Source organism: Tannerella sp. (genome assembly GCF_030528505.1).
GTDB lineage: Bacteria > Bacteroidota > Bacteroidia > Bacteroidales > Tannerellaceae > Tannerella.
In genome coordinates, this window is sequence record NZ_JAUMYS010000022.1 from 1 (window position 1) to 25179 (window position 25179).

Genomic DNA, 25179 nt, shown 5'->3' on the forward strand with positions numbered 1-25179 from the left:
TTCGGTACTTTGACTAATAGTCAAGGGTCACTTTTTTTTCGTTTTCGACGCTTTGACTAATAGTCAAAGGTCACTTGTTCGTTACGGACAAACGATTTCTTCTATCTCGATCCTCCGCCGTATCCGCCCCCGGTAGAGCCTCCGCCACCGCCCGACGAAGACCAGCCTCCGCCGCCCAAAAAAGAGCCAACGCTTTCTCTTCTCTTATAAGACGTCATATTGCGACGAAATTCCTTCCCGACTTTACGCGTCATGGCATCGGCCGTAACCATATCGGCGAAGAAGGTATGCTGGCTGAAATATTCGGGATAGAGCGATTTGAACTCTTTCAGCACCCGGTCGGCAATGCCGTAGAGGGAAGCAAATGTCAGATAAGCGTTCCACAAGGCCACCTCTTTGGCTTGGCGTTCGTTGATGATGCTGAAATCAGTCAGGTAGTTTTTGAACTGAGGCACCGTTCGCGCCATCTGCTGTCCGCGCCGGGTAAATTTCTGTTTCAACACGGCGCCATTGCGGTCGAAATACTTTTCGCCGTACCTTTTCGTCGATTCCATCCATTTGCTCAAGCGTTCTCCGTTTTCAGAACTTTTGCGCGCCCATTTCGAAAACTCGTCGGGTTGCAGCGTCAGGTCTTTACCGGCAGCGGCACGTACTATTCTGTAAAGGCGGTATTCGACATGGTTCGTAAATTCCGATTCGGAGGGTATCTTTTCCCCGAACGAGAGTTTCGGCTGTTTTTCGCCGGGTACATAACGCACACGAATCGTCCCATTTTGTATCATACGTAACAACATCGCACTGATGATGTTCGGGTTCCATGTCTTCCAAAAAGGGTAAGCCTTGCAGAGGATATAATTGGCCGCGAGCAAATCGCCGTCGAAGGGGATGTCGCGTCCCCAGTCTTTAACGCCGACGACGCCGTAGACGGGCTTGCGCGAGGTTATACCGATTTTCTCTAAAAAAGCATAGACCGTAAAACCGACAACAAGCAACACGATGCCTCCCACAAGTACATATTCGAACTTTTCGATCGCGAAATAGACGATCAAGAAGCACACGGGCGCGAGCAGAACCGTATACAGTATTCGTTTCCAACCGCGAGGCAGGAAGATCTGCAAAACGGCAAGAAGCCCTATCACAACGAAGACGTAGGTGGCAAAATCCATCAGCCGGTCGGTCGCTCTTTGCTTCGCATAATCGCTGCCCTCAAACGCACGTTCTTTGATGACCTCGAACGATTCGTCGCGAACGTCTGCGGGGGTGAAGACGTGTTTCTCGAAACGCGCCATCACGATAACGGCATCCTCCTTTCCCAAACGGCGGCTCGTCTCTGCTACAATTTCTCCGCCGACGACGTGTATCTCGCCCTTGAACCCGAACGCCCATACGCCGGTTTCTTCCTTGACGAAAGGCACGACGGAATCGGCCGTCAAAATCTTGCGGACGACGACGCGCACGCGCTCCGGCGCATGACTCAATCCGCGCGAAACGAATTGATGATTGAACCCGTCGTAATCGGTGAAGCCCTTAACGAAGTTCGTCATCGTATAAGATACGGTAAACGTATGACTGCCATACGAGCCGATGCCCCAGCACAACTCATAGTCTCCTGCTCCTTTCCGTACGATGCCGCATCGTCCGGCTTTTTCGAGCATCGTACGCTCCGTATTCCAGTCGCCTTCGTTGATATAAGTTTGCCCCGTTTCGTCGCTGACGGTCAGGTCACGTATCTCGATCGAGCCCAGATTCCCCGCCACGAGATACCACTCCGTACCGGTCGATACGTCGATATTCCATACTTCCGTGACGCGTGCCGTCCCGGCCGTATCGAGTGCCACGACGATGTCTACGCCGTGCACGACGGTCGCCCGCGCTCCCGACGCGACGATAAGCCACAAAAGCGCCGATATGCCCCAGAGCCGTTTCATCATACCTGCGGAAAGTCCTGTTTTTTCATATCTTCTTTCAGATACTCATGAACCCGGAATCCGAACATTCCCGCCACGAAATTATTGGGTATCTGACGTACAAAACGGTTGAACCGCGTCACCGAATCGTTATACACCATCCGGCTGAGGCGCACGTTTTCTTCAAACTCGCGCATCGTATCCATGGTCTCGACATACACATGATCGGCCTTGAGCGTGGGATATCGTTCACTCACTACCTTAATATTTCCGACGAGACGCCCGAGCAGGCTCTCCTGTTCTTCGATGTCGCGCACCGAAGCGCCGGCATCCAGGTCCTTGCGCATCCGGATCACCTCGGTCAATGTCTGGTATTCATGCTCGGCATACTGTTTGACCATACGCGCCATGGCCGTAACCAAATCCCAACGGCTCGACAACTGTACCCCGATTTGACTCAACGCATTCGTACATAACTCTTCGCGATGTACCAGCCCGCGCTGAACCGCAACGACCCATAACGTTATCACGCCGAAAATTCCTCCTATTACGATTAGTTCCATCTTTCTTGTCTATTGATTCGTGTTTATTGATTTCCTCATTCTCTTCGCTACGGCAATAACTCACCGGCCGGGCTGACCGCCGATTGCCGACGGCTGATTACTTATCTCGATATAGATCCGTCTGTTCTCCGACATCGGGCTGTCGTCCGAAATCACGTTCTGCCATCCGTCTCTTATGACCATCTTTTCCTTTCGGGCACGCCTGCCGATGCCGCCGAGATAACTCCGAACGGCATCGCGGGCACGTGCACCACAAAAGATTTCAATTTCAACGTCGTTTACAAAAACTTTCATGTTTTTTCCATGCTAAAAAAATGCTCTTTTTCTTACATTATTATATATTCTATCTCGCTGCGGTAGGCGGTGGCGGAGGAGCAGCCCCGGGCATGACCTGCACTTTCTTTTTCGACCGGCTTTTCAGGAAAACGATTCCCCCAACGGCCACGACAAGCAATGCGATACCGATAACCGGACGGAAGACAAGCCACGCTATTCCTATCACAAGCAGCGACCATACGAAACCTAATACTCCGCATACAATTCCGATTCCCGCATCGGCAATGTTCGCCAAGAACGGCAGCACCTTCAACAAGGTCGTCACAATGCTGAACATCGCTTTGAGACCGCCCACCACGAGCAACAGCCCGACGAGGCGCAGAATCCAGGTCAGCATATTGTTTTCGTCGTGCGCATGCTGAAACATATTTTCGGCGCTGATCGTTCCCATCTCGATGCGTGAGAACGACTCGCCGTTCTTCGCTACGTAATCTTCGAATGTCAATCCGTTCACCTTGGCGATGAGCGACACATCGGCAGGCAGCACTTTATGGATGGTTACGCGCACATCGCCCACATGCGGACTGTTCGGCGACTTGCCGAAATACACGACGTTATCCTTGACGTGCACCATCTCGGTATCGTCGGCGATATTGATTTGTTTGCGTACTTCATTGTTCCATTGCGCGATTTGGTCTTCCGTCATATTCACTTGAACCGGTTTCACTCCGCTGATTTGCCTCTTAAGAAAGTCGGGCAGCGTATACCCTCCGAAGGTCACAGTGGGAGCCAGCTGATTTTGGTTTTCCACCTTCGTGAGCACAAAGTTTTCGCCCCGATACTGCGGGTCTTCAAAGTCGGACGATTTGACGGGAGAATCGACCCATTTGGCCTCGTATGTATAGGTGGTAACCGTTTCCTGTCCCCCTCCTATTTTGTCCCGTTTCTCGGTTTTCGTTTCCTCTACCCACTGATAGTATTCTACCGTACGATTCAATTGAATAGCCAGTTCACGCACGCCAAAGATACCATCCGAAAGTGTATCTTTCGTATCGGCAAAAGCCGAAGCATGAATAAGTTTGCCGTTGATCGACGGATCGGCCGACGAAACATCGTCGACGTGTACCGCCACCGATTGCGCTTCGTCGATTGCTTTAGCCGTTTTGACCGCGCGACCTTCATTCCACCAAAGCAGGCATGTGCCGGCCATAAACATGACCAAACCGCCTACAATCCCTTTCAATGAGCCGGACAAACGTTGTCCGTAGCCCGTAGTTGTTGTCTTTGTATAAGCCATAATCTTTGTTATTAAGTGTTCATTATCCTATTATTAAAAAAAGTTTTTCAGATACTTGTTTCTGAGGCGTCGCCAGCAACTTCGCCCCTCTTCTTTCCATCGGCCACAGTCAGGAGAATCCTTCCAATTCTCACACTGCTCCAGTAGCATCTCATTATATCGCTGTAAACGTTTAGCCTGCATTACGAGCTTCTTCCTGTCTATTTCTTTTAAAGCCATCTGTTTCCTTTAATCTAAATCGGATACAAAGGTACGAAAGGGAACTTCAGAAATCAATGAGTAAATTACTCAATTTCGCATGAGTAAATTACTCAATTTTTCGAGAGTAAAACCATTCTTTTTTCACTAAGAAGCCTTGGGACATGTAAAAAAACGTGTATATTTGTAGCCTAAATCGGAAGGTATGCAAGTCAAAATCATTACGGTCGATGATCATCCGCTCATCCGTTCGGGCATCCGGCTGACGCTTCTTTCGCGTAAGGATCGGTACGAGGTTGTTGGCGAAGCCGGTTCGGGAAAAGAACTGTTCACCCTGCTGAAGAGCGGGATTATACCTGATGTTATTCTTCTGGATATCATCATGCCGGAGATGTCGGGTATCGAAGTCGTTAAAATGCTGCATCGCGAATATCCGGAGATTGCGATTCTGATGCTTTCGTCCGAATCGAACCGGAACACGATATTCGAATTGGTGAAAATCGGAATCGACGGATATATCAGTAAAAACTACACGGATTACGAACTCTTTCAAGCGATTGATAATGTAATGAACGGATTCGAATATTTCGGACGCGACATTGCGAAAATCATTTATGAGATACGTGTGTCGAAAAACAAACTGTCGGACAGTATATTTACTCAACGAGAACTCGAAATCATCGACTTGTGCGGCAAAGGCTTCTCGACGAAAGAAATTGCCGAGCAACTATTTCTGAGTGCGCGCACCGTCAGTAATCACAAGCAACACATCTTTTCGAAAATGGGGATCAACAATCAATACGAGATGATCAAATATGCGATGGAGAAAGGATTGATTACATTTCATTAAGTTTTTGCCGGTAAGTAAGCTGCTCATGAAACGGGATACATATAAAAGGATATTCAAGCGACTTTATTCTTTCGGATGCATTACCACCTGTCATATTATGATTGTGATAGGACTTTGTTGTCTCGGTTGCACACGAAACGAATCGGGCGAAGCATATCGGGAAGCCCTCGAAGCACGGAAAGATTCCTTGGAGAACGCTCTTAAAAAACGCCACTTGGACCATCCCGATTCTCTGGCACAAACCCTTGCCGGACTGCGACGACTCGGCGACAGTACGGCCGTAGCTATGGCCTACTACACATCGGCACGGGCACTCCAGCACCAGCAAGAATATACGTCAGCCATCGCCAATTTCCGCCATGGTCTTAGAGCTTCGGAACATACGGGAGATACGGCGTTACATATCCATCTCCTTCATAACGTGGGGACGTGTTACCGACGTATGGGCGCCATGTTCGAAGCTTCAGACCAGCTCTATACGGCGCTCAATATGGCCGAACAATACTCGCTGCGCAACACGGAAAAAGGCAAAGAATTGCGTTCGTACATCTACAACAATCTCGGAAACGTCTACAAATATTTAAATAACAGAGAGGAGGCGGAAGCGCTTTTCCGCCGTGCGCTGGCGCTGGACAAAGAGTTGGGTAACATCCTCGGAATGGCTAAAAACTACTCGACGATCGGCAACCTTTACGAACACCGCAACATGTTCGACTCGGCCTACGTGATGTATCACAAAGCGCTGGAATACGATATACAGGCCGGCTCCCAACTGGGGATAGGGATCTGCCACAACCGTCTCGGACAGCTAATGATGCACTACGACAGCATCGACGCGGCGCTCGCCCATCATCAGAAAGCCTACGAGCTGCTTAACGACAAGAAATACGACACATGGAACCGGCTGAAGGCAAGCCTTTCGATGGCATGGATTTATTTGCTCAAACACGATCTGCCCAAAGCTTATACCTTACTCGAAGAGACGGAGCAGGAAGCGCTGAGAGTACGTTCGTTCGGGCATTTGGAAGAGGTGTATTACTGTCTGGCGGAGTATTACCGGCAGCAAGGAAACTACAGGAAAGCGTTTGAACAGCAAGCCTTATGCCTTCAATATCGCGACAGCATCTTCAAGCAACGCAGCGAGCAGGAAGTGGCTCAAAACCGTATCCGATACGAGCGCCGGAAAAGCGAAATCGAAATCAATCGTTTGAATTTACAACACGAGAAGGTGAAAGCCAATCGTCGTGTCATTCTCGTCTCGTCCGTCATTGTCGCCTCCATTCTCATGCTGCTGCTCGTCTTGTCGTACTTCTTTATCCGACTGCAACGCCGTCGTAACCGCGAACTCTACGAAATGAATGCGACGAAAGACAAATTCTTCTCCATCATCTCGCACGACCTTAAGAACCCGGCCGTTGCTCAGCGTAATGCCTTGCAGGGACTGGTCAACAACGGCCATCTGCTCGATGAAAACTCACTTTCCGAGTATTACGAGATGCTCCTGAAGTCGGCCGACTCGCAGGTCGAACTGCTCTATAATCTGCTCGACTGGGCACGCGTACAGACGGGACGTCTTCCGTACAAACCTTCCGTATTCGAATTGAATACGACGCTGAAAAGTGAAATCGAACTACTTCAAATCGCGTTTACAAACAAGGATATCACACTGACAACCGATTTTGAAGAAACATATTTGGCCGATGGCGACCGCAATATGATCGCCACCGTCTTCCGCAATCTGCTCTCCAACGCCATTAAGTTTACGAACAAAGGCGGGAAAATAGAGGTTCGCCTTAAAAAGCAACAGGATGAGATACATGTCTCGGTGAAAGACAACGGCATCGGTATCCCTTCCGATAAAATCCCTCATCTCTTTAAGTTGGATCGTGAACAGTCTACTCCGGGCACGTCAGGTGAGACGGGAAGCGGGCTTGGGCTGATGGTCTGCAAGAGCTTCGTCGAGCGAAACGGAGGAACGCTTACCGTCAAAAGCGTCGAAGGCCGGGGAACCACCTTCAGCTTCACGGTACGGTCAGCTCATGAAGAATGAGATGACTCCAACCGGTATGGAATATTCCCATCCTCGTCAATCAGCAGAATGGTAAGATGAGTGTCAGGTAACAAGGCCATGCAATGATGGAGGCACAGTCGCAGGAGAGCAGGGAAAAGACAGTCTTTGTCCGAAACGGAAAGCTGCGTCCATAGTTCGCGCGCAAGCACCATTGAACGAATGACGTCAGACGCCTGCGGCGTACATCCCGACTTGCCGGCTACTTCTCCCAGAAAATCTTTGTTCATCACGGTCTTTTTACTGTGCGTATCCAGGAAACCCTCCGCCAGTTTAACGGCCTTCCCGATCATGATCCCCATCGTCACGTTCGGAATACGCAGATCAGCCGCGATCTTCAGTGTCTCACCGATAAAGTTCCCGTAATGCACAAACGCCTGATCAGGCAGCCCGGGATATTCTTTTTTAATAAACCGCTCGCTCTTCCCCCCCGAATTGATGACCAGCCGATCGGGACTGAGCGCACGACATACCTCGATTTCGCGACGGATCGCCTCGACAAAAGCCTCCGACGAAAAAGGCATCACCACCCCCGATGTTCCGATAATCGAAATCCCTCCGACGACTCCGAGCTTCGGGTTGAACGTCCGTGCCGCAAGCGCTTCGCCACCGGGCACGGAGATCGTTACATCGAGTCCGCCGTCATACAACGAAGACAACTCATGCATGATCATCTGTCGCGGAGTACGGTTGATAGCCGGTCCGCCCACCTCAAGTCCAAGGCCGGGCAGCGTGACTTTCCCCACGCCTTCGCCCTGCAAAAAGCGGATACCCGGCTCTTCGCTTAACGCGACCGTCACGCAGATTTTGCAGCCGTTCGTCACGTCAGGGTCATCGCCCGAATCTTTCACTACAGTTGCCGTTGCCGCATCTTTTTCGATCAACGTTTCGGCTACAGGCAAGGTCATCTCTTCGTCGTCGGGCAGCGTAAACGTGACATTCTCCGGTGGCGTACCGGTGAGTAATGCGAGGAGTGCCGCTTTCGCGGCAGCCGTCGCACACGATCCGGTAGTATATCCGCTACGCAACGAAAAAAATCCCGGGACGAAACGCTCGATCTGTTTGCGTAACCCGAAATATCCGGTTACCACAATAAAAGTCGAAGGCAATACCGGACGTTTGACGGCATAAATCGGAATATTCATTTTCTTCGCTGCCGCAAGCTTCTCCGAAAAGCCCCCCGATTCACCGCTCTCTTTTGTCAAAACGGCTTGAGGCTTTACCCGATAAAGCAGCGTTTCTTCCTCTCCCGGACGATAGAATACGATATTCTCTCTGTCCACCCCTTGTCGTTCGGCAAGCTCAAGCGAACTTGGCTGATCCAACACACGAAAGACGCAATGATATTTCTGCCAGTAAGCTTTCAGTTTCGTAATGGTTTGCACGCCCGTCAACGCCAACAAGAACGTAATTCCATCGTTTTCGAGCCTTCGCACGGCATCGGCATAACTGTCACACCACACGACTTCGCTGTTGCGCGGCGGATAAATCCGTTCATAACGTACGACCGGCAAGGATAGACGATCGGCCACCTGCGCAACGGTCTGATGCAACAATTCGGCAAAAGGATGAGCGGCATCGACGATAAGGCGTATGCCTTTCTCACGACAGAACGACGTCATCGTGTCGGCATCCATCGCTCCGGTCAGACGTATACCATTCTTGCAATCAATCTTTTGATTCGCTTCTTTCGTCGAATAGTAATACGGCTGTCCCGTCTCATCGACCGTAGAAACGGCTTTTCGTCCTTCGGTCGTACCGCCCAGTATCAGAATCATGGTCGGAAGATATGTTTGAAATCGGACGAATAGAGATGTGACAATCCGCTACGGTTATCGATCGCCTCGCCGACAACGAGCAGCGTCGTGAGCGTAAGGTGATTTTCTTTGACGATTCGCGCGAGATCTTTGAGTTGTCCACGATAGATGCGCTCGTCTTTCCATGTCAGTTTGTAACAGGCAGCAACAGGCGTTTCAGGCGGATACGCACGCAATAGTTCAGCCTGCACTTCATCGACGATGGCCGCACTGAGATAGATACACATGGTGCTTTGCGACCGAGCAAGGAGGTGCAGCTTTTCTTTTTCAGGCATAGGCGTACGTCCCTGACCACGCGTCAAAATAATCGTCTGCACCTTTTCGGGGATCGTGAACTGCGATTGCAAGGCTGCGGCCGCAGCCTGAAACGACGAAATGCCGGGTGTGATATGATAACGCATTCCGTAACGGTCGAAGAAAGCCATCTGCTCCTGAATAGCGCCATAGATACACGGATCGCCCGTATGCAGACGCACGACGAAAAGCCCCCGGTCGTAGAATTCCTTCATCAGGGCAAACTGTTCCTCAAGGGTCATATCGGCCGAGCTGCGTACCGTTGCGCCGGGTTTGGCATAAAGCGTCAGTTCGCGCGGCACCAGACTGCCCGCGTACAGAATCAGATCGGCCCTTTCGAGCATGCGTTTGCCGCGTACCGAGATCAGCTCGGGATCTCCGGGGCCTGCTCCTACGATTTCGATAAAACCGCCACGCAAACTGTCCGCATCCATCGCAACGGCAAACGTGAAATCACTCTCCGCATTCAGTATACCTTTCTGTTTCTCCAAGACAAGGGTAGCTCCCTTCGCCGCCTTCTGTGAGGTCGATTCCGAAACGCCATAGACGCCGGTCGTCTCAAACACTTTCTGCGATGGGTTCGGCACTTCGATGTCCTGCAAATCGGCCGCTTCATAGATATTTGTCTCTGCCTCCCACGCTTCTGCCAGCGCGGCGAACAGCGGTTCGTCTTTCTTCAGCGTGATCGTCGACACGGAACGAATCGCAAGCGAAGAAAGTCCATGTTCTTCCATCACCTTCTCCATATAGGCGGCTACCCCGTCGGGACAACTATTCCTGCGACATCCGACTCCAATATGGAGCACGCGTGGACGGAAATAAAGTATCGGCGTCTCACTCTTATAAATGAACGGGCTGACCGCAATAATCAGCTCGTACTCCTGCGGACGTATATCATGATAAGTGTAGAAAACATCGACATGCTCCGGCAGCGTGCGCTCCAGAAACTCCGTGCCGCGATCTTTGATCTCGAGCAACAGAGCCGTACGCCGTCCACCTACGAAAAGCGCGATCATGCGGTTCATCTCGGCCGGCGATGCCGCCGTTCTCCATCCGTAGGTACGGCCGAGCGTATCGAGCGCCCAGAGATCGGCTCTGTCGCTTTGCGTCGTGATCACGGCCTCGCCACCGGTGATGGCCGCGATGCGCCGCGTCCAGTCGTTGGCGCCGCCGATATGCCCCGACAACACGGATACGACAAAACGGCCGGAGCTGTCGGTACAAACCACAGCCGGATCGGTATATTTGTTTTTCAGGCATGTCGCCATACTGCGGACACAAATACCCAGCGCACCGATAAACACAAACGCGCCAAAGTCATGGAAACGATCGGACATGAACCCGTTATAAGAGGAGATGTTCTCACACCCTTCCAACGTGTGCATCGTATAAATAGCGGAGGAGGCTCCTAACTCTCGCCGGATCGTCTGAGCCAGCGGAAGCCCTGCCTCCGAAACAAGGATAATAGCTACATTTTCTTTCATTCTGCTTTGATTATTTCTATGGGACTATGCGCGTCGACCGTCATACGGATCGTTTCTGTCACGTTACGACCGATGGCGCGGATTCCTTCTTTAAACATTTCGCGACTGGTGGCACTCACGGAGTTGAAGACGATGGGACAGCCCGTCGGCAGACACGTATCCACTTTTTTCAAGATGTCGATAAGTCGCCCGCCATGCCCTCCGATGAAGACAGCGTCGGGAGCAGGATATTCGTGCAATTCAACCTCCATAAAATCACCGGTGACAGCCGTAATACCCGGCGTTCCGAATTTGCGACAGTTATCAGACAGTATCCCAACCCCTTCGGGACGTTTCTCGAAAGCCGTAATACGGAGGTGAGGAAATTGCAGTTTAGCCTCGACCGATACCGAACCCGTACAGAAACCGATGTCCCAAAACGAGTTGCGGTGACGCAGGTCAAGCATACTCAATGTCAGTAACCGGATGGGCATTTTGGTAATCATATTTACCCGACCGTCGAGCAGGAAAAACGCTTTTTCCGACACGCCGAACGGACGCGAACGAACGGCTGTGCGCGACAGAATCAAACAGTTGGGAGCAGCAAAGGTACCGTTTACCACCTCGGCCGGCTTCATCGTATGGACACGCTCGTCGGCTTCGTTACCCAGCCGCTCGCCGATGGCTATGCGGTAATTGTCGTAACCGTATTCAAGCATCCGCGCGGCAATGACCGGAGGTGTCTTCTCACGATCGGTCAATACGCCGATAAGCGGCCTCCCCTCAATAAGAGCAGCATCAAAATCATCCCACGGACGACCGGTCAACGACACGACCGACATCTCATTATAAGGCATCTCCAACCGGTGTGCCAGCATCTGGAGCGAGTTAAAAGAAGGAAAAGTCATTGTCTTCGCGTCGGGAAATACGCGTTGCAGGGTATTGGCAAAGCCGAAAAACAGCGGATCGCCCGACGCAAAAACAACGATTTCCGGATGCTCTTCATACTGTGCAAAAACATCGTCGAGGGGCACGGTAATATCGATCCACACGGCGTCATGGGGAAGCATCGTTCGTACGATCTCGCGATGACGTCGCCCCCCCGAAAACACACGCCCTGAAGCAATCATCCGTTCCACCTCGGCAGGAAAGCGCAGCCGGCGCTCGTCGCTGATTCCGATCACATAAAATTTACGCATCGTACTCATTATTTTCACACGTCGCGGCCGGGACGAAGCTGCTCGGCATCGTTAAAACAAAGTACCGCATTGACAAGCGTTGCCGCGACATTACTGCCTCCCTTTCGACCTTCGATGATGATTTTCGGGATTCCGACAAACGGCTTGACCATCTGCTTGCTTTCACACACATGCACGAACCCTACCGGCGCGGCAACGATGCCGCACGGATGCGCCTTATGCTTACGAATCAGCGAGCATAGCTCCATCAGCGCCGTCGGAGCATTGCCAAAGACGAACAGCGCGTCGGGATGTTCCTCTACGGCCAGACGTATACCGGCCTGTGTGCGGGTGATATGCTTATCGGCAGCAAGTGCTGCGGTACGTTCGTCGTTCAAATAACACTTCACCTCGATGCCGAGACGCTGCAAGGCTCCTTTGCGAATCCCCGACGCAACCATCGTTACATCTGTAACAATGGTTTTTACACATCCCGAACTCAACGTCTCATACAGTGTCGCGACGGCACCCTCATCCATCCACAGGACACGCTCCATATCGAAATCGGCCGTCGTATGAATGGCATGCAGCAAAGCCCACTTGCGATCCGACGCAATATCTTTCCGTTTTAATTCTCCTTCGATGGTGCGGAAGCTTTCCATCATAATCTCCTGGCCGATGCCGACCCCTTCCTCACGTTCTTCTTCACGGTAATAACCGCGTGGCGTAATGAATATCCCATCGCTGACGAACGATTGCGAGTTGCCGATCAGCACGACGGTAAACATATCCGTCTGCTCCGGATCAAAGTCCTGCAAGGTCGTAACGATCACCTCTTCGCCGTCGCGACCGGCCTGACGTACGAACCCGACTGGCGTCTGCGGCGAACGACGTTGCAGGAACAATTCCTTCAGACGATAGAGCTGCCAGTAACGTCCCTCACTTTTAGGATTATAGACAGCCGTAACGAAATCAGCCTCTGCCGCCGCAACGATACGCCGTTCGATCAGCGCCCACGGCGTCATAAGGTCGGACAGAGAGATGACGCAGAAGTCATGTCCTACAGGCGAACCGAGCAGCGCGGCCGCCTTTTGAAAAGCGCTCACGCCGGGTATCACTTCTACAGCCACTGAGCTACGTCGCTGATGTTTCATTTCGTGCACTAACGGCGCCATGCCGTAGATGCCTGCATCGCCGGAACTGATGACACAAACGGTTTTGCCCTCTTCGGCAAGATCGAACGCCTTTTCGGCACGCTCCTTCTCACGTTTCATGCCGCTGTCCACACACGGAACCCCTTCCGGCAAATACGGTTTGATATATTGAAAATAGCCATGATAGCCAATAACGACATCGCAACGACGTAGCGCATCAAGCGCCGCCGACGTTATATCGCCGGCCGAGCCCGGCCCAATACCGATCACGATGATTCGAGCATGATTCTTTATTTCCATTATTTGTTTTGTAATTCGTAATAATCTTAATTATTTAGCGTTTTTCCGCTTATATTGGAAGGCCTGCCAGCGTTCCTCGCCGCATCCGCATGTATGCAATTCATAACGTGCCATCACAAAAAACAGGTCGGACAGCCGGTTGACAAAAGCCATCACCAAAGGAGGCAATGCATCAACTTTATGAAGCGAACACAGACGGCGCTCGGCACGTCGGGCGGCCGTACGTGCCACATGGCACAAGGATGCCACCTCCGTACCGCCCGGCAGGATAAAGTAATTGTTTTCGCCCATCGCTTCCGTCATCCGGTCGATCTGCTCTTCGCACAACATGACCATCGTGTCGGGCAAGACATTCGGGTTCTGATCCCGTATTGCCAAAGGGGTCGCCACATGCGACATGACAATCATCAGTATCCGCTGCACCTCGTAAAGTGTCGCCTGCCATTCATGCGCTTCCGGCAATCGCGTGCGCAACATCCCGACCCACACATTCAGCTCGTCAAGACAACCGTTTGCTTCGATACGGATATCATCCTTATCCACCCGCTGACCGCCGTGAATTCCTGTACGTCCCTTGTCGCCTCCTTTCGTGTATATCTTCATTAATTTATATCTTTTTTCTCCGGATAAAATTCAAGGCAAAGATATGTGCTATTTTTTCATCGAACAAAAAAACGCAACTTAACGAACAAGGAAAAAGTTCATACTCAAAAGAAACAAAAAAGCAACGAAAAATAAAATGCTATACTGTCAAGAAAAACAATCAGAGGAAGATTAAGTAAGGCAAACCTCTTTTGTGAATAACTTTTTTCAATTCTTGTAGCAAAAAAAAGAGTTTGTGTCGTTATTTCGCGTGCTTTGCAGGTTTACAACCTTAAACAAAGCACGCGTTAAAAAAATCAATCAATTAGTAGCTTATCACATCCCTTATCCGAAAAATCCCATTTTTCCAATCATGAATAAAAGCATATAGCCGAGAAGTAAGGATATCATGCCGACTATCAGTCCGATTTTAAGCATATCCTTCTGTGCGACAAGACCGGTGGAGTGAGCGATGGCATTAGGCGGAGTAGAGATCGGAAGACACATGGCACTCGATGCGGCAATGGCTACGCCGATAATCACCGTCGATGTCCCGCCAATCGTTTTGAGCGTATCGCCCATACCGGTACAAGCGACGATAAGAATCGGTACAAGCAAAGCAGCTGTTGCCGTGTTGGAAATAAAGTTGGACAAGATATAACAAATGATGCCCGAAATAATAAGGATAACTACGGGTGACCATGTGTGGAAAGGTATCGATCGGATCGCCGTATCTGCCAGCCCGGAACCATTGAGTCCGAGACCCAACGCAAATCCACCCGCAACCATCCAGATGACGCTCCAGTTGATTGCTTGCAGATCTCGCTTCGTAATGACCCCCGTAATGGCAAAGACGCCCATCGGTATCATCGCAACCGTATTCGCATCGACTCCGGTAAACCGATCAAACAGCCACATTAATACCGTAACGACGAATGTTACCGATACGACTTTCGTCCTCCATCCGCCATGGACCTCTCCGTTGATAGAAAGTTCAATCGTTTTTTTCTTAAACGGGAACAACCGTTTGATAATAAACCAAGATATAAGGAGTAGGGCTATCACTAAAGGAAACATAATAGCCAGCCATTGTCCGAAACCAATATTCATATTCAAACCGGCCGGATCGTTCAATGCCTGTAAAGCGATTGCATTGGGCGGAGTACCGATCGGTGTGGCCATGCCTCCCAAGTTGGCTGCCATGGGTATTGAAAGCGTTAAAGCGATACGTCCCTTTCCTTCCGGAGGTAAGGCTGCAAAGACTGGAGTAAGAAAAGTAAGCATCATCGCTGCCGTTGCCGTATTACTGATAAACATGGAAAAGACTCCCGTAATCAGAATAAAACCGAGCAGAACTACTTCCGAACGTTTCCCAAAAGGCTTGATCAAATTCCGCGCCAACAACACGTCCAACCCCGATTTAGTGGCTGCAATAGCAAGAATAAAACCGCCGAGAAACAGCATAATCACGGGGTTGGCAAACGTAGCCATAATCTCTTTCGAACTTAACAAAGTACCGAACGAATCACTATGACGCTTAAAAAACAATAAACTGTTGTCCGACACTGTAAGACACATCACTGTAATGATCACTAACGAGGTGGCCCATGAAGGTATAGCTTCCGTAACCCACGAAAGTGTCGCAAACACAAAAATAGCAATAATTCTCTGTTGTACAACAGTTAGCCCTTCTATCCCAAAGAATGTAGAAGGGAGGTTCCAAACAATTACCGTAAACAGCAAAATAATCAGCGATAAAATAAATTTTTTCATCTCGAAACGAGCTGTTAGCTTTCTTAATTCTTCTGTCATAACTTCTTATATTATTTGTGAATGATTGGCAAAATTAACAATCAAATCCCCTTTTTCCAAAAACATCGTTATTTTTCTTTATTTTTTCATTCTCTCCATGAGCATCCAAGCCAAATGATCACTATCAAGTTTTTTATCTTTCGATTCTTCCACAACCAAGACATATCAAACATTCTTGCTACCGGATCAATCATCTATTTTCACTAATCTTACCGTCATGAAACACTTGCTTCTTCGAAAAGAAATACCTGCACACTTCGAAAAGCATTTTAGAAACAATATAATAAACAAAGCCAATGACTACGTATCAAGAATTCATCACAAATTTTTTGATGCCCCTCAACCCCTCTCCTGTGTTTCGAGATACAAAGCGTACAAAAGAATGAAAAAGTACGTATATTTGCGCCGTAAACATTTCAATACAATGAAACAAATTCGATACAACACGGTATTCTTTTCCCTCACGGGCGCGGCCATGGGCGTGTCGCTGCTTGCATGCAAGGATAAAAAAAGCGAAAACACGTTGAACGAAAAGCCCATGAACATTCTCTATATCATGTGCGACGATCATTCCTATCAAACCATCAGTGCGTACGATCGCCGTTTCATCGAGACACCGAACATCGACCGGATTGCGACCGAGGGGGTGCGTTTCACCAACAGCTTTGTGGCGAACTCGCTGAGCGGCCCGAGCCGGGCATGCCTGCTGACAGGCAAGCACAGTCACAAAAACGGCTTCACAGACAATACGAAAACGTTCGACGGAAGCCAGCAGACTTTCCCCAAACTGTTGCAACAGGCAGGATATGAGACGGCCGTCGTAGGAAAATGGCACCTCAGTTCCGAGCCTTCGGGATTCGACTACTGGAATATCCTGATCGGACAGGGAGACTATTACAATCCTTTCTTTATTGATAACGGTGAAAAGCGGCAAATCGAAGGATATGCTACGAATATCACGACCGATCTGGCCATTGACTGGCTCGACCAAAAAAGAGACAAGAATAAACCGTTTTGCCTGCTTCTGCATCACAAGGCGCCACACCGCACGTGGATGCCCGATACGTGCGACCTCGACTGGAAGGAAGACGCCGTCTTCCCTCTTCCCGAAACGTTCTACGACACATATGAGGGACGAAAAGCCGCCAAGTTGCAAGAGATGAGTATCATCAAAGATATGGACCTCGTCTACGACTTGAAGCTGGCTGACAAGGAAAATGAAATCCACTCCCATCCCGGTCTCGAAAAAGCCGGACGAGAAATGTATGAACGGATGACGACCACCCAGAAAGCAGCATGGGACAAGCATTACGACCCAATCATCCGGAAATTCAAAGACGATAAACTGACCGGCAAAGCCTTGGCAGAATGGAAATATCAACAATACATGAAAGATTATCTGCGTGTGATACGTTCGATTGACCGGAATGTCGGCCGCGTACTCGACTATCTGGAAAAGAACAACCTGCTCGATCGTACGCTCATTGTCTACACTTCCGATCAGGGATTCTATATGGGTGAACACGGCTGGTTCGACAAGCGTTTCATGTACGAAGAGTCGTTCCGCACCCCCATGCTCGTACGTTATCCCGGAGGCATCAAAGGAGATATTCCGGAAATGGTGCAGAACATCGACCATGCCTCTACGTTCCTCGAATTGGCGGGTGTGTCCGTGCCGGACGATATTCAGGGGGATTCATATCTGCCGCTCCTGAAAGGACAGCGTCCCGATAATTGGCGCACCTCGCTCTATTATCACTTTTACGAATATCCGGCCGAGCATGCCGTAAGAAGACATTTCGGGGTGCGGACAGAGCGTTACAAACTGATTCGTTTCTATAACGACATCGACTGCTGGGAACTGTACGATCTGCAAAACGATCCGGCAGAGATGCACAACCTCTACGGACAGGAAGGTACCGAAGAAATAACCAAACAATTGAAAGAAGAACTTCTGCGCCTGCAAGTCAAATACGACGACCCGATACGCGAGTCGCTGGCAGAGGTGAAGTAACAAAAAACAACACGAATTGATACGTAAATGAAAAAACGTTCTTTTTCATTTATAATAAGCCTATTCGTCTGCCTTTGTATAGACGGTTGCGGGAGGAACGACAAGCCGGATATACCGGAACCTCCCGCTCCACCCGATATGCCTGTGCAGACCGTAAACTACGTCACTGTCAACGATCTCTTTCCGAACCCCGAACGAGGCTTCTATAAGTATTCGCTCGGCCAGGATCAACTCAGGGAAAAGTGGCTGCACAAGTTAAGGAAAGACAACATTTCCTTGATGTTCCGCTTCTACTACCTCAAAGACTTCAAAAATAAGCCACTTGACGAAGCGACTCTGACGCAGATAAAGAACGACATGGCCATTTTCCGTAAGGCCGGTTTTAAAGCGATTCTGCGCTTCGGCTATTCCAATGCGGACAAAGAACCTGATGCTCCACTGGCCATCATCCTCCGCCATCTCGACCAACTCAGACCGGTGCTGCACGAGAACAAAGACGTAATTGCCGTAATGCACGCGGGCTTTATCGGTTCGTGGGGCGAGTGGTATTACTCAACCAATAAACTCAATAATGACGTTTCACGGAAGAAGGTGCTCGACAAGATACTGGACATATTGCCGCCCGATCGTTTCGTACAGGTACGGCGACCTTCGTACAAACGGATGTATGTAGGAACCCAGTCTCCGATTTCTGCCCAAGAAGCGTTCGGCACCAAAGCCATTGCGCGCATAGGGCATCATAACGATTGCTTTCTGGCAAGCACCAACGACATCGGTACGTACGTCATCGACATCGCGGAAGAGAAAAAATACATGCATGCCGACGCGCTGTACGCACCCGTGGGAGGGGAAACTTGTCCGCCCGAAGGCATCAGTCCAGCCGATTGCGCCAAAGCACAGTCAGAGATGCGTTACCTGCGCTGGTCTTTTCTGAATCAGGACTATTATCACGGAGTGAACGATCAATGGATTACGCAGGGCTGCATGGATCACATTGTCCGCAACATGGGCTATCGTTTCACGTTGCAGAAAGGGAGTTATTCGACCGAGCATGCTCCCGGCAGTGAGCTTTCCGCTCTCATCACGCTAAAGAATGTAGGATATGCTCCGCCTTTTAATCCACGAAAAGTAGAGCTGATTCTCCGATCGACGGATGGGACGCGAACCTACACGGCTACTCTGCCCGACGACCCAAGGAGATGGCAGCCCGACCAAATAACGGAGTTAAAAGCCAACGTGGCTTTGCCTTCCGATATCCCCGAAGGAAGTTACAAGCTGCACCTCTTCCTGCCCGATCCGGAACCGGCCTTGCATGACCGTCCCGAATATGCCATCCGGTTAGCCAACCGTGACTGCTGGGAAGAAACGACCGGTTACAACGACCTGCATGTCGAAATTAAGGTGGATGCTTCTACGAAGCGCCCACCAAGTCGTTCGAAGATAACATTCACGCATAAAAAAACTAAAAGATGAACTCTCTGGTAGCTTATTGCCTTTTCTTCGTCGTCGACTTCCGCTCCATCTCGCATTCCCTTTTCTTCGGACTCGAACAGTGGATGGGCATATATTACCCATTAATAGGCGTTTGTTTTCAAGCATTTGCCGTATGGTGGATCGTGAAACGGCTGTATGACCTCCGACTGTTCTTCAAAGCATGATCCGTTAAGATTCAGTTCCCAGCCCGCCGTATAAGCAGCAGCGAAAAGTAAGGAAAACGTCGGGCAAGGATTTCTTCGCGACGACAAGTGTAAAACTGCTTTGCAACGATACCGGCGTTTTCAAAATAATGAAACGTCACATTGTCCGACACAAGCTTCAAAGCTTCTTTGACAAACGACTCGAACCGCGAAGCCTTCATCAGCACAAGTGTACGCCCTTCACCGATCCTCGCTATCAGCTCCTCTGCCGAGGCAAGGTGTGTGATGACGGTCGTCTCTTCGTTCTGCTCCGAGATACGGATGTTTTCCGAAGCCGCACAGGCGATAAAAGCTGGCACACCGGCAATCCGCTCGACGAATATTCCCTGAGCCGTTAATATATCACTCACATAGGCAGACGACGAATAGAATCCGGCATCGCCCTCCGCCGTCAGAACGACCTTATACCCTGCCCCGTATTTCTCCGCGATCATACGTGCCACATCCGCATAATCGTCCGTAGCATAACGACGGTTCTCGTTCATCGCCACCGGGAAAAGGCAGATTCCCGAAGACGAAACACCCAGCTCATCAAGTATCTCCTGTGCACGCGAGAGCATCGTACCGTCAGATCTAACCGTTGCCGGACAGAAGATATAATCGGCTTCCCGCAGTTTGTTCAGCCCTTTGAGCGTAATCAATTCAGGATCTCCCGGCCCAAGAGAGACAATCGTAACACGATGTGACATAGCCTTAGATCTTCACATTACCACTATAATTGTTTCAATAAAACAGAAGGGCTATCATTTCTGATACCCCTTCACTTTCCATCTTTTTTTACCGCATTTACATACACTCGAATCAGGTACGGTAACCAATTTCTTACTTCTGGTTCTGAAGTTTGGCCGCTTCTTTTTTCAGTTGCTCAAGCTTTTTCTCCAGTACTTCAATGGCCTCATCAGCTTTGTAGCTGGAGTGAGAGAACAATGTTTCAATATTTTCTTCCAATGAACCTTTCAGTTCTTTCACCTTTGCCTTAAGACTTTTGCTGAAATCCTCCACACTGTGTTTGATATTATCGGAGGTATCGTCAAACGATTTTTTTATTTTCTTACGTGTTTTCGTTCCTTCATCCGGAGCAAAAAGAATACCCATTCCTGCTCCCAGCATTGCGCCTACTAAAAATGATACGACTGTTTTTCCTGCATTATTACACATAGCTTTTAAAATTTTGAAATTAATACTCCTACAAATATATCATTTTATTTTTTGTTTCTACCCACTCAGACCATTGTTTAGGCATATTTAATTCTTTTTAATTGTATTATGCCGATTGCTTTTACGCGTTTTATCGGACAAATACCCACTCATCCTCTTTCGAGAGGTCGGGATAAAAGAAATAGCCTTCGCTGTCGAACGCCTGCACGTCTTGATGCTTCGTGAGTCTGTTCTTGATGATGAACCGCGCCATCAGTCCGCGCGCCTTTTTGGCATGCACGACAACCTGCCGGAAGCCGTTCGTCTCGTGTTGCAAAAAACGGATATCGATAATTCTTGTACCCTGCGGGAGCTTGTTCTTGCAGACCACCTTACCATATTCCTGCGAGGCCACGTTGATGATGATACGCTCGCCCTGCTGCAACTTCGACGCGAGGTATCCGTTAAGTGTATCGCCCCAGAAATCGTACAGACTTTTATATCCTTCGGGAACAATTTTTCGCTGAAATTCGAGTCGGTAAGGACGTATCGCGTCCATCGGCCGGATAATCCCGTACAGCCCCGAGAGGATGTTCAGATGTTGCTGGGCAAAGGCAAAGTCGTCCGCCGAGAAGTCATGCGCATTGAGTCCCTTGTATGCGATGCCGTTGTACGCCAAAGCAGCGGCGCGGCGTGGCGCTGCAGGCAAGTCGAACGTTTGAAAATAGCCGAACACGTCGTGCGCCATCTGCGGATTGATATTCATCGACGCGGCGATCTCGTCGACCGACATTTGGCGACAGACCTCGACCAGCTGGTCCGTCTTATCGGCAAAAAGCGGGTCGGCAGCTTTGACCGAATCGCCGGCGCCGTCAAAGTCCATTAATTTGGCAGGAGATAAAACGATTTGCATATATTTTCATTTAGAGAGGTTTCTATTTTTTTTGAGGCAAAGATAAAGAGAACGGCTGCAAAAAACAACTTTTTGATGACCGATCATTTATCGGAAGCCGGGCACCTTTCCGACAAGTCAGGAAGCGTTTTTTTGTCTTATCTGTTTTCATAATTAAAAAACGATGCGTATGTTTGTTGCAAAATCGGAAGCATTCCCGCTCCAGAATGATACGGGTCAATCCGATTCATAACATATAACTATTAGAAGCACCTTGTATGCCATGGAGAGAAACTCCGATGTAAGAATTCAGGAAGCCCGAGGTCGCATAACCGGCGGGCAGTCGGCTATGACCGTTTTGCAAAACGGCCCGAACGGAGTCTTCCTGTCTTTTTCCGAAACAATGCATTTACAAACAAAACCATAATACACAATTCAACAAACAATCATTTTAAAACAGTAAAAAGTATGAGAAAAACGAATGGAACAAGGATCAAAATCCTTTTATTCTCTTCCATGTTATTTCTCGGAGGCAATTTGTCGGCAGAAGTAACAGCTCATGGAAAAAATCCTGAGTTTGCGCATGCAGCTCAGCAGCAAAGCGTAAGGAAGATTACCGGAACGGTCAAGGACGAATTTGGAGAAGGCATGGTCGGTGTGAACATCCTTCTCAAGGGTACCAGCACGGGAACAACTTCCGATTACGACGGAAACTTCTCGATCGAAGTACCGCCGAATGCCGTACTGGAAATTTCGTATATCGGGTTTTTATCGCAGTCTGTACCTGTCGGAGACCGTAGCCAACTCGACATTGTGCTGGTCGAAGACACCAAGATGTTGAAAGAAGTCGTCGTGCTGGGTTACGGAACGAACGCGCGCAAGCAAGACTTGTCGGCGTCGGTCGGGATTATCAGCAACACTGATAAGTTAGTTACACGTCCGGTGGCTTCGACCGAAAGTATGTTACAGGGGCAATTGCCCGGTGTCACGATTACGGCGAACGGAGGAGACCCGACTTCGACACCTCGCATCGTGATCCGCGGACAAGGCTCGCAGATAGGTGACAATGTGCTTTGGGTCGTCGACGGAGTACCGGGCGCCCCCATCACCTCGATGAACGAGATCGAATCGATCGTGGTCCTGAAAGATGCCGCTTCGGCTGCTATTTACGGAGCACAATCGGGAGCCGGCGGAGTCATTCTGGTCACCACAAAGCAAGCCAAGAAAGGCAAACCGAGTATTTCGTACGACGGCATCATGGGGATACGCCAAGCCACGAACCTGCCGCAGTCGCTCACGGCCGAAGAACAGATCCGCATGCGGCAAATGTCTTACACCCAAGCCGGGCTCTCCGTTCCCATCGGATGGGATACTGCGAAAAACCCGTGGGTCGGCACAACCCGTACGGACTGGATGGACGAAATTTTCCGTACAGCCTCGTACCAACGGCACAATGTTTCGTTGAATGTCGGTACGGAAGATTTCAAGAATCGCATCTCTTTCTTTTCCAATACCGACAACGGACTGTTGCTCAAAACGTACAACAATTCTATCGGTTTGCGTTATAACGGGACGTATCAACTGAATAAATGGGTTTCGATCAGCGAAGATTTCGTATGGAAAAATTCTTCGGGCCGGGGAACGAATACCTCGAGCGCCTATTCCGGTGTGATTCTCTCGGCTATTTATATGCCCCGCAGCGCCAGGGCTTATAATCCCCTCACCGGTTCGTTCGGGGGTACCACGACGGAAGACCCCGAATACATTGCCAAATACGGCTCCAGTTATCCGGATATCCACGGCGACGTCATCAATCCGGTGCGCTCGCTGATCGCCGAGACGAACTACAACAAGACGAGCGATGTCTGGACGACAACGACCCTAAATATCGCCAACATCATCGAAGGATTAAAATTCACAAGTCGCTTTACATATAATGTAGAAAGCAACTTGTATAAGAATTTCAATCCCCGCCGAAACGAAGTGGGCAAACCGAGCAACACGAATACGCTTTCGGAAAGCACGTATCGTACGGATGCGTGGAAGACGGAAAATACGCTGACGTACGATAATACCTTTGGCGAGCATACCGTAAGCGGCCTGCTTTCGACCACAGCCGATCATTACGAACATAGAAAACTGGAAGTAGAAGGAAAAACGTTCGCCAACGAATCGAAGCCCCTGCAATATCTGGCTTATGGCGAAACGACCACCGCCGGAGATATGCTGGTAGGGCCCGACGCAAACGTCTCGCTGATCTCGCGTCTGGCTTATTCGTTCAACGACCGGTATTTTGTTACGGGTTCTTGGCGTCGCGACTATGCCGGTCGTCTGCCGAAAGAAAACAACTACGGCGATTTCCCTGCTTTCACAGCCGCCTGGAAAATCTCGAACGAAAGCTTCTTCCCGAAGAGCGACTGGATCAACCTCCTCAAACTCCGCGCTTCGTGGGGACGGGTAGGCAATTTGGGCTCCATCGGTTACAATTATAAAGCGGCCATCTTATCGAAAAAAGAAAATCCGTCGAACGAAGGCGGTCAGTACGGTACCACCGTCGGAGGCGCATGGGGCACTGCCATTTATAAAGCGGACGCTTTGAACCGGAAACTGACGTGGGAGACTTCGGAACAGACCGACTTCGGGATGGATATCGACCTGTTCGGCGAGCGTCTGTCGCTGGGACTCGATTACTTCAGCAAACGTACTTTTAACCTGATTCAGAAACAAACGATGGATTGGCCGCAGACGATTGGTTTAAACCCCATGCTGGTCAATCAAGGCGAGGTACATAACCGTGGTTTTGAGATGCAGGCCACGTGGAATGATCGCATCGGCAAAGATTTTTCGTATTTCATTTCAGGGAACTTCGCTTATCTGAAAAACAAGGTTTCGGACATCGGCGTTAAAAACGCGGACGGCACGCCCGGCGTATGGACGGGAGACGGCCGTTTCAGAAATGTACCCTATATGTATCAGACGGCCGAGGGAGAACCGCTGGACTCGTATTATGTGATTAAGACAGACGGTATTTTCCAGAGCGATGCCGAAGCCGCGGCGTATGTCGACAAGAACGGAAAGCGGATTCAACCGAATGCGGTGGCCGGCGACTTGAAATTCGTCGATGCCAACGGCGACGGCGTGATCAACGACAAAGACCGCCAATACTGCGGCAACGCCATGCCTAAAACAACGTTCGCCCTTTCGATGGGCTTCTCGTACAAGAAACTTTCGGTAAGCACCATGTTGCAGGGTGTCGGCGGGGCGCAGTCGCTGTACATGGCCAAATACATGCTGTTGGGCGATGTGGAAGGAAACTTCAATCGCCAGAACACCATCCTCGACGCGTGGAGCCCGAACAACACGTCGTCTGCGATTCCCCGTCTCTCGAAATCGGATCCCAACGGCAACTTCACCACTCCTTCGGACTGGTATCTCGAAGATGCTTCCTACCTGAGGGTGAAGAACCTTACCGTCGCTTTCGATCTGACCGATATGTTCCGCAAGGTGTCCGGCCCCGAGAGACAGAACAGCCGGCTCTCCGTATATTTCAGCGGCGAAAACTTATACACCTTCACCAAGTATTCGGGCATGGATCCGGAAACGGGAGGATACGACGCGTTGAAGTATCCGCTTTCGCGTGTGCTGTCTTTAGGCATACAACTTACGTATTAATCTATTGT

At 49.9% G+C, this 25179-nt stretch carries 20 protein-coding genes; 6 read left to right on the forward strand and 14 right to left on the reverse strand.

The annotated features are described in order from the left end of the window. Positions 1 to 101: 101 nt before the first annotated feature. The 5 genes from Q4A89_RS04935 to Q4A89_RS04955 are packed head-to-tail and all read right to left on the reverse strand — an operon-like array spanning position 102 to position 4262. Positions 102 to 1931, reverse strand: a complete 1830-nt coding sequence (locus tag Q4A89_RS04935; protein ID WP_303184135.1) for a DUF2207 domain-containing protein — start codon at positions 1929 to 1931, stop codon at positions 102 to 104. Further along, the gene (locus tag Q4A89_RS04940; RefSeq protein WP_303184136.1) at positions 1928 to 2470 is read right to left on the reverse strand and encodes a LemA family protein; all 543 of its coding nucleotides are present in this window, start codon (positions 2468 to 2470) and stop codon (positions 1928 to 1930) included. Before Q4A89_RS04940 ends, Q4A89_RS04935 begins: the two co-directional genes overlap by 4 nt. 60 nt (positions 2471 to 2530) lie before the next feature. Further along, positions 2531 to 2764 carry a hypothetical protein gene (locus Q4A89_RS04945; RefSeq protein ID WP_303184137.1) on the reverse strand — a complete coding sequence of 78 codons (234 nt, stop codon included), beginning with the start codon at positions 2762 to 2764 and terminating at the stop codon, positions 2531 to 2533. Positions 2765 to 2813: 49 nt separating this feature from the next. Next, positions 2814 to 4043 carry a TMEM43 family protein gene (locus Q4A89_RS04950; protein WP_303184138.1) on the reverse strand — a complete coding sequence of 410 codons (1230 nt, stop codon included), beginning with the start codon at positions 4041 to 4043 and terminating at the stop codon, positions 2814 to 2816. Between the two features lie 33 nt (positions 4044 to 4076). Then, positions 4077 to 4262: a hypothetical protein gene (locus Q4A89_RS04955; protein ID WP_303184139.1), complete on the reverse strand. Its 186-nt coding sequence runs from the start codon at positions 4260 to 4262 to the stop codon at positions 4077 to 4079. Between the two features lie 184 nt (positions 4263 to 4446). On the opposite strand from Q4A89_RS04955, the gene Q4A89_RS04960 reads away from it, so the two are divergent. Then, positions 4447 to 5091: a response regulator transcription factor gene (locus Q4A89_RS04960; protein ID WP_303184140.1), complete on the forward strand. Its 645-nt coding sequence runs from the start codon at positions 4447 to 4449 to the stop codon at positions 5089 to 5091. A gap of 97 nt (positions 5092 to 5188) precedes the next feature. Further along, positions 5189 to 7141, forward strand: a complete 1953-nt coding sequence (locus Q4A89_RS04965; protein WP_303184141.1) for a tetratricopeptide repeat-containing sensor histidine kinase — start codon at positions 5189 to 5191, stop codon at positions 7139 to 7141. Here Q4A89_RS04965 and cbiD read toward each other — a convergent pair. From cbiD to Q4A89_RS04995, 6 genes are all read right to left on the reverse strand, one after another. Next, complete coding sequence (gene cbiD, locus Q4A89_RS04970) at positions 7129 to 8937, reverse strand: cobalt-precorrin-5B (C(1))-methyltransferase CbiD (protein WP_303184142.1); 1809 nt, start codon at positions 8935 to 8937, stop codon at positions 7129 to 7131. The two genes, Q4A89_RS04965 and cbiD, sit on opposite strands and share 13 nt — an antisense overlap. Beyond that, positions 8934 to 10754 (reverse strand): precorrin-4 C(11)-methyltransferase, encoded by a 1821-nt coding sequence (gene cobM / locus Q4A89_RS04975; RefSeq protein WP_303184143.1) that lies wholly within the window; start codon positions 10752 to 10754, stop codon positions 8934 to 8936. The genes cbiD and cobM overlap by 4 nt, the downstream gene beginning before the upstream one ends. Then, positions 10751 to 11932, reverse strand: a complete 1182-nt coding sequence (cbiE, locus tag Q4A89_RS04980; RefSeq protein WP_303184144.1) for a precorrin-6y C5,15-methyltransferase (decarboxylating) subunit CbiE — start codon at positions 11930 to 11932, stop codon at positions 10751 to 10753. The genes cobM and cbiE overlap by 4 nt, the downstream gene beginning before the upstream one ends. A 14-nt stretch (positions 11933 to 11946) precedes the next feature. Further along, positions 11947 to 13365 carry a precorrin-3B C(17)-methyltransferase gene (cobJ, locus tag Q4A89_RS04985; protein ID WP_303184145.1) on the reverse strand — a complete coding sequence of 473 codons (1419 nt, stop codon included), beginning with the start codon at positions 13363 to 13365 and terminating at the stop codon, positions 11947 to 11949. 30 nt (positions 13366 to 13395) lie between these two features. After that, positions 13396 to 13968, reverse strand: a complete 573-nt coding sequence (locus tag Q4A89_RS04990; protein WP_303184146.1) for a cob(I)yrinic acid a,c-diamide adenosyltransferase — start codon at positions 13966 to 13968, stop codon at positions 13396 to 13398. A 324-nt stretch (positions 13969 to 14292) separates the two neighbouring features. Then, on the reverse strand, positions 14293 to 15759 hold the full coding sequence (locus Q4A89_RS04995) for an SLC13 family permease (RefSeq protein ID WP_303184147.1): 1467 nt from the start codon (positions 15757 to 15759) through the stop codon (positions 14293 to 14295). Between the two features lie 424 nt (positions 15760 to 16183). Here Q4A89_RS04995 and Q4A89_RS05000 point away from each other — a divergent pair, with 424 nt between their 5' ends. Genes Q4A89_RS05000 through Q4A89_RS05010 form a run of 3 tightly spaced genes read left to right on the forward strand, consistent with a single transcriptional unit; the run spans position 16184 to position 19431 of the window. Continuing rightward, the gene (locus Q4A89_RS05000; RefSeq protein ID WP_303184148.1) at positions 16184 to 17773 is read left to right on the forward strand and encodes a sulfatase; all 1590 of its coding nucleotides are present in this window, start codon (positions 16184 to 16186) and stop codon (positions 17771 to 17773) included. Positions 17774 to 17800: 27 nt separating this feature from the next. After that, complete coding sequence (locus tag Q4A89_RS05005; protein WP_303184149.1) at positions 17801 to 19246, forward strand: DUF4832 domain-containing protein; 1446 nt, start codon at positions 17801 to 17803, stop codon at positions 19244 to 19246. Then, positions 19243 to 19431: a hypothetical protein gene (locus tag Q4A89_RS05010; RefSeq protein WP_303184150.1), complete on the forward strand. Its 189-nt coding sequence runs from the start codon at positions 19243 to 19245 to the stop codon at positions 19429 to 19431. Before Q4A89_RS05005 ends, Q4A89_RS05010 begins: the two co-directional genes overlap by 4 nt. A gap of 11 nt (positions 19432 to 19442) precedes the next feature. Here the strand turns inward: Q4A89_RS05010 and Q4A89_RS05015 are convergent, their stop codons facing one another. The 3 genes from Q4A89_RS05015 to Q4A89_RS05025 form a co-directional block, all read right to left on the reverse strand. After that, on the reverse strand, positions 19443 to 20159 hold the full coding sequence (locus Q4A89_RS05015) for a precorrin-2 C(20)-methyltransferase (RefSeq protein ID WP_303184151.1): 717 nt from the start codon (positions 20157 to 20159) through the stop codon (positions 19443 to 19445). 133 nt (positions 20160 to 20292) lie between these two features. Beyond that, positions 20293 to 20628, reverse strand: coding sequence for a YtxH domain-containing protein (locus tag Q4A89_RS05020; protein ID WP_124752525.1), 336 nt, complete (start codon positions 20626 to 20628; stop codon positions 20293 to 20295). A gap of 130 nt (positions 20629 to 20758) precedes the next feature. After that, positions 20759 to 21520 (reverse strand): YaaA family protein, encoded by a 762-nt coding sequence (locus tag Q4A89_RS05025; RefSeq protein WP_303184152.1) that lies wholly within the window; start codon positions 21518 to 21520, stop codon positions 20759 to 20761. A 447-nt stretch (positions 21521 to 21967) separates the two neighbouring features. On the opposite strand from Q4A89_RS05025, the gene Q4A89_RS05030 reads away from it, so the two are divergent. Further along, positions 21968 to 25171 (forward strand): TonB-dependent receptor, encoded by a 3204-nt coding sequence (locus Q4A89_RS05030; protein WP_303184153.1) that lies wholly within the window; start codon positions 21968 to 21970, stop codon positions 25169 to 25171. Positions 25172 to 25179 lie beyond the last annotated feature (8 nt).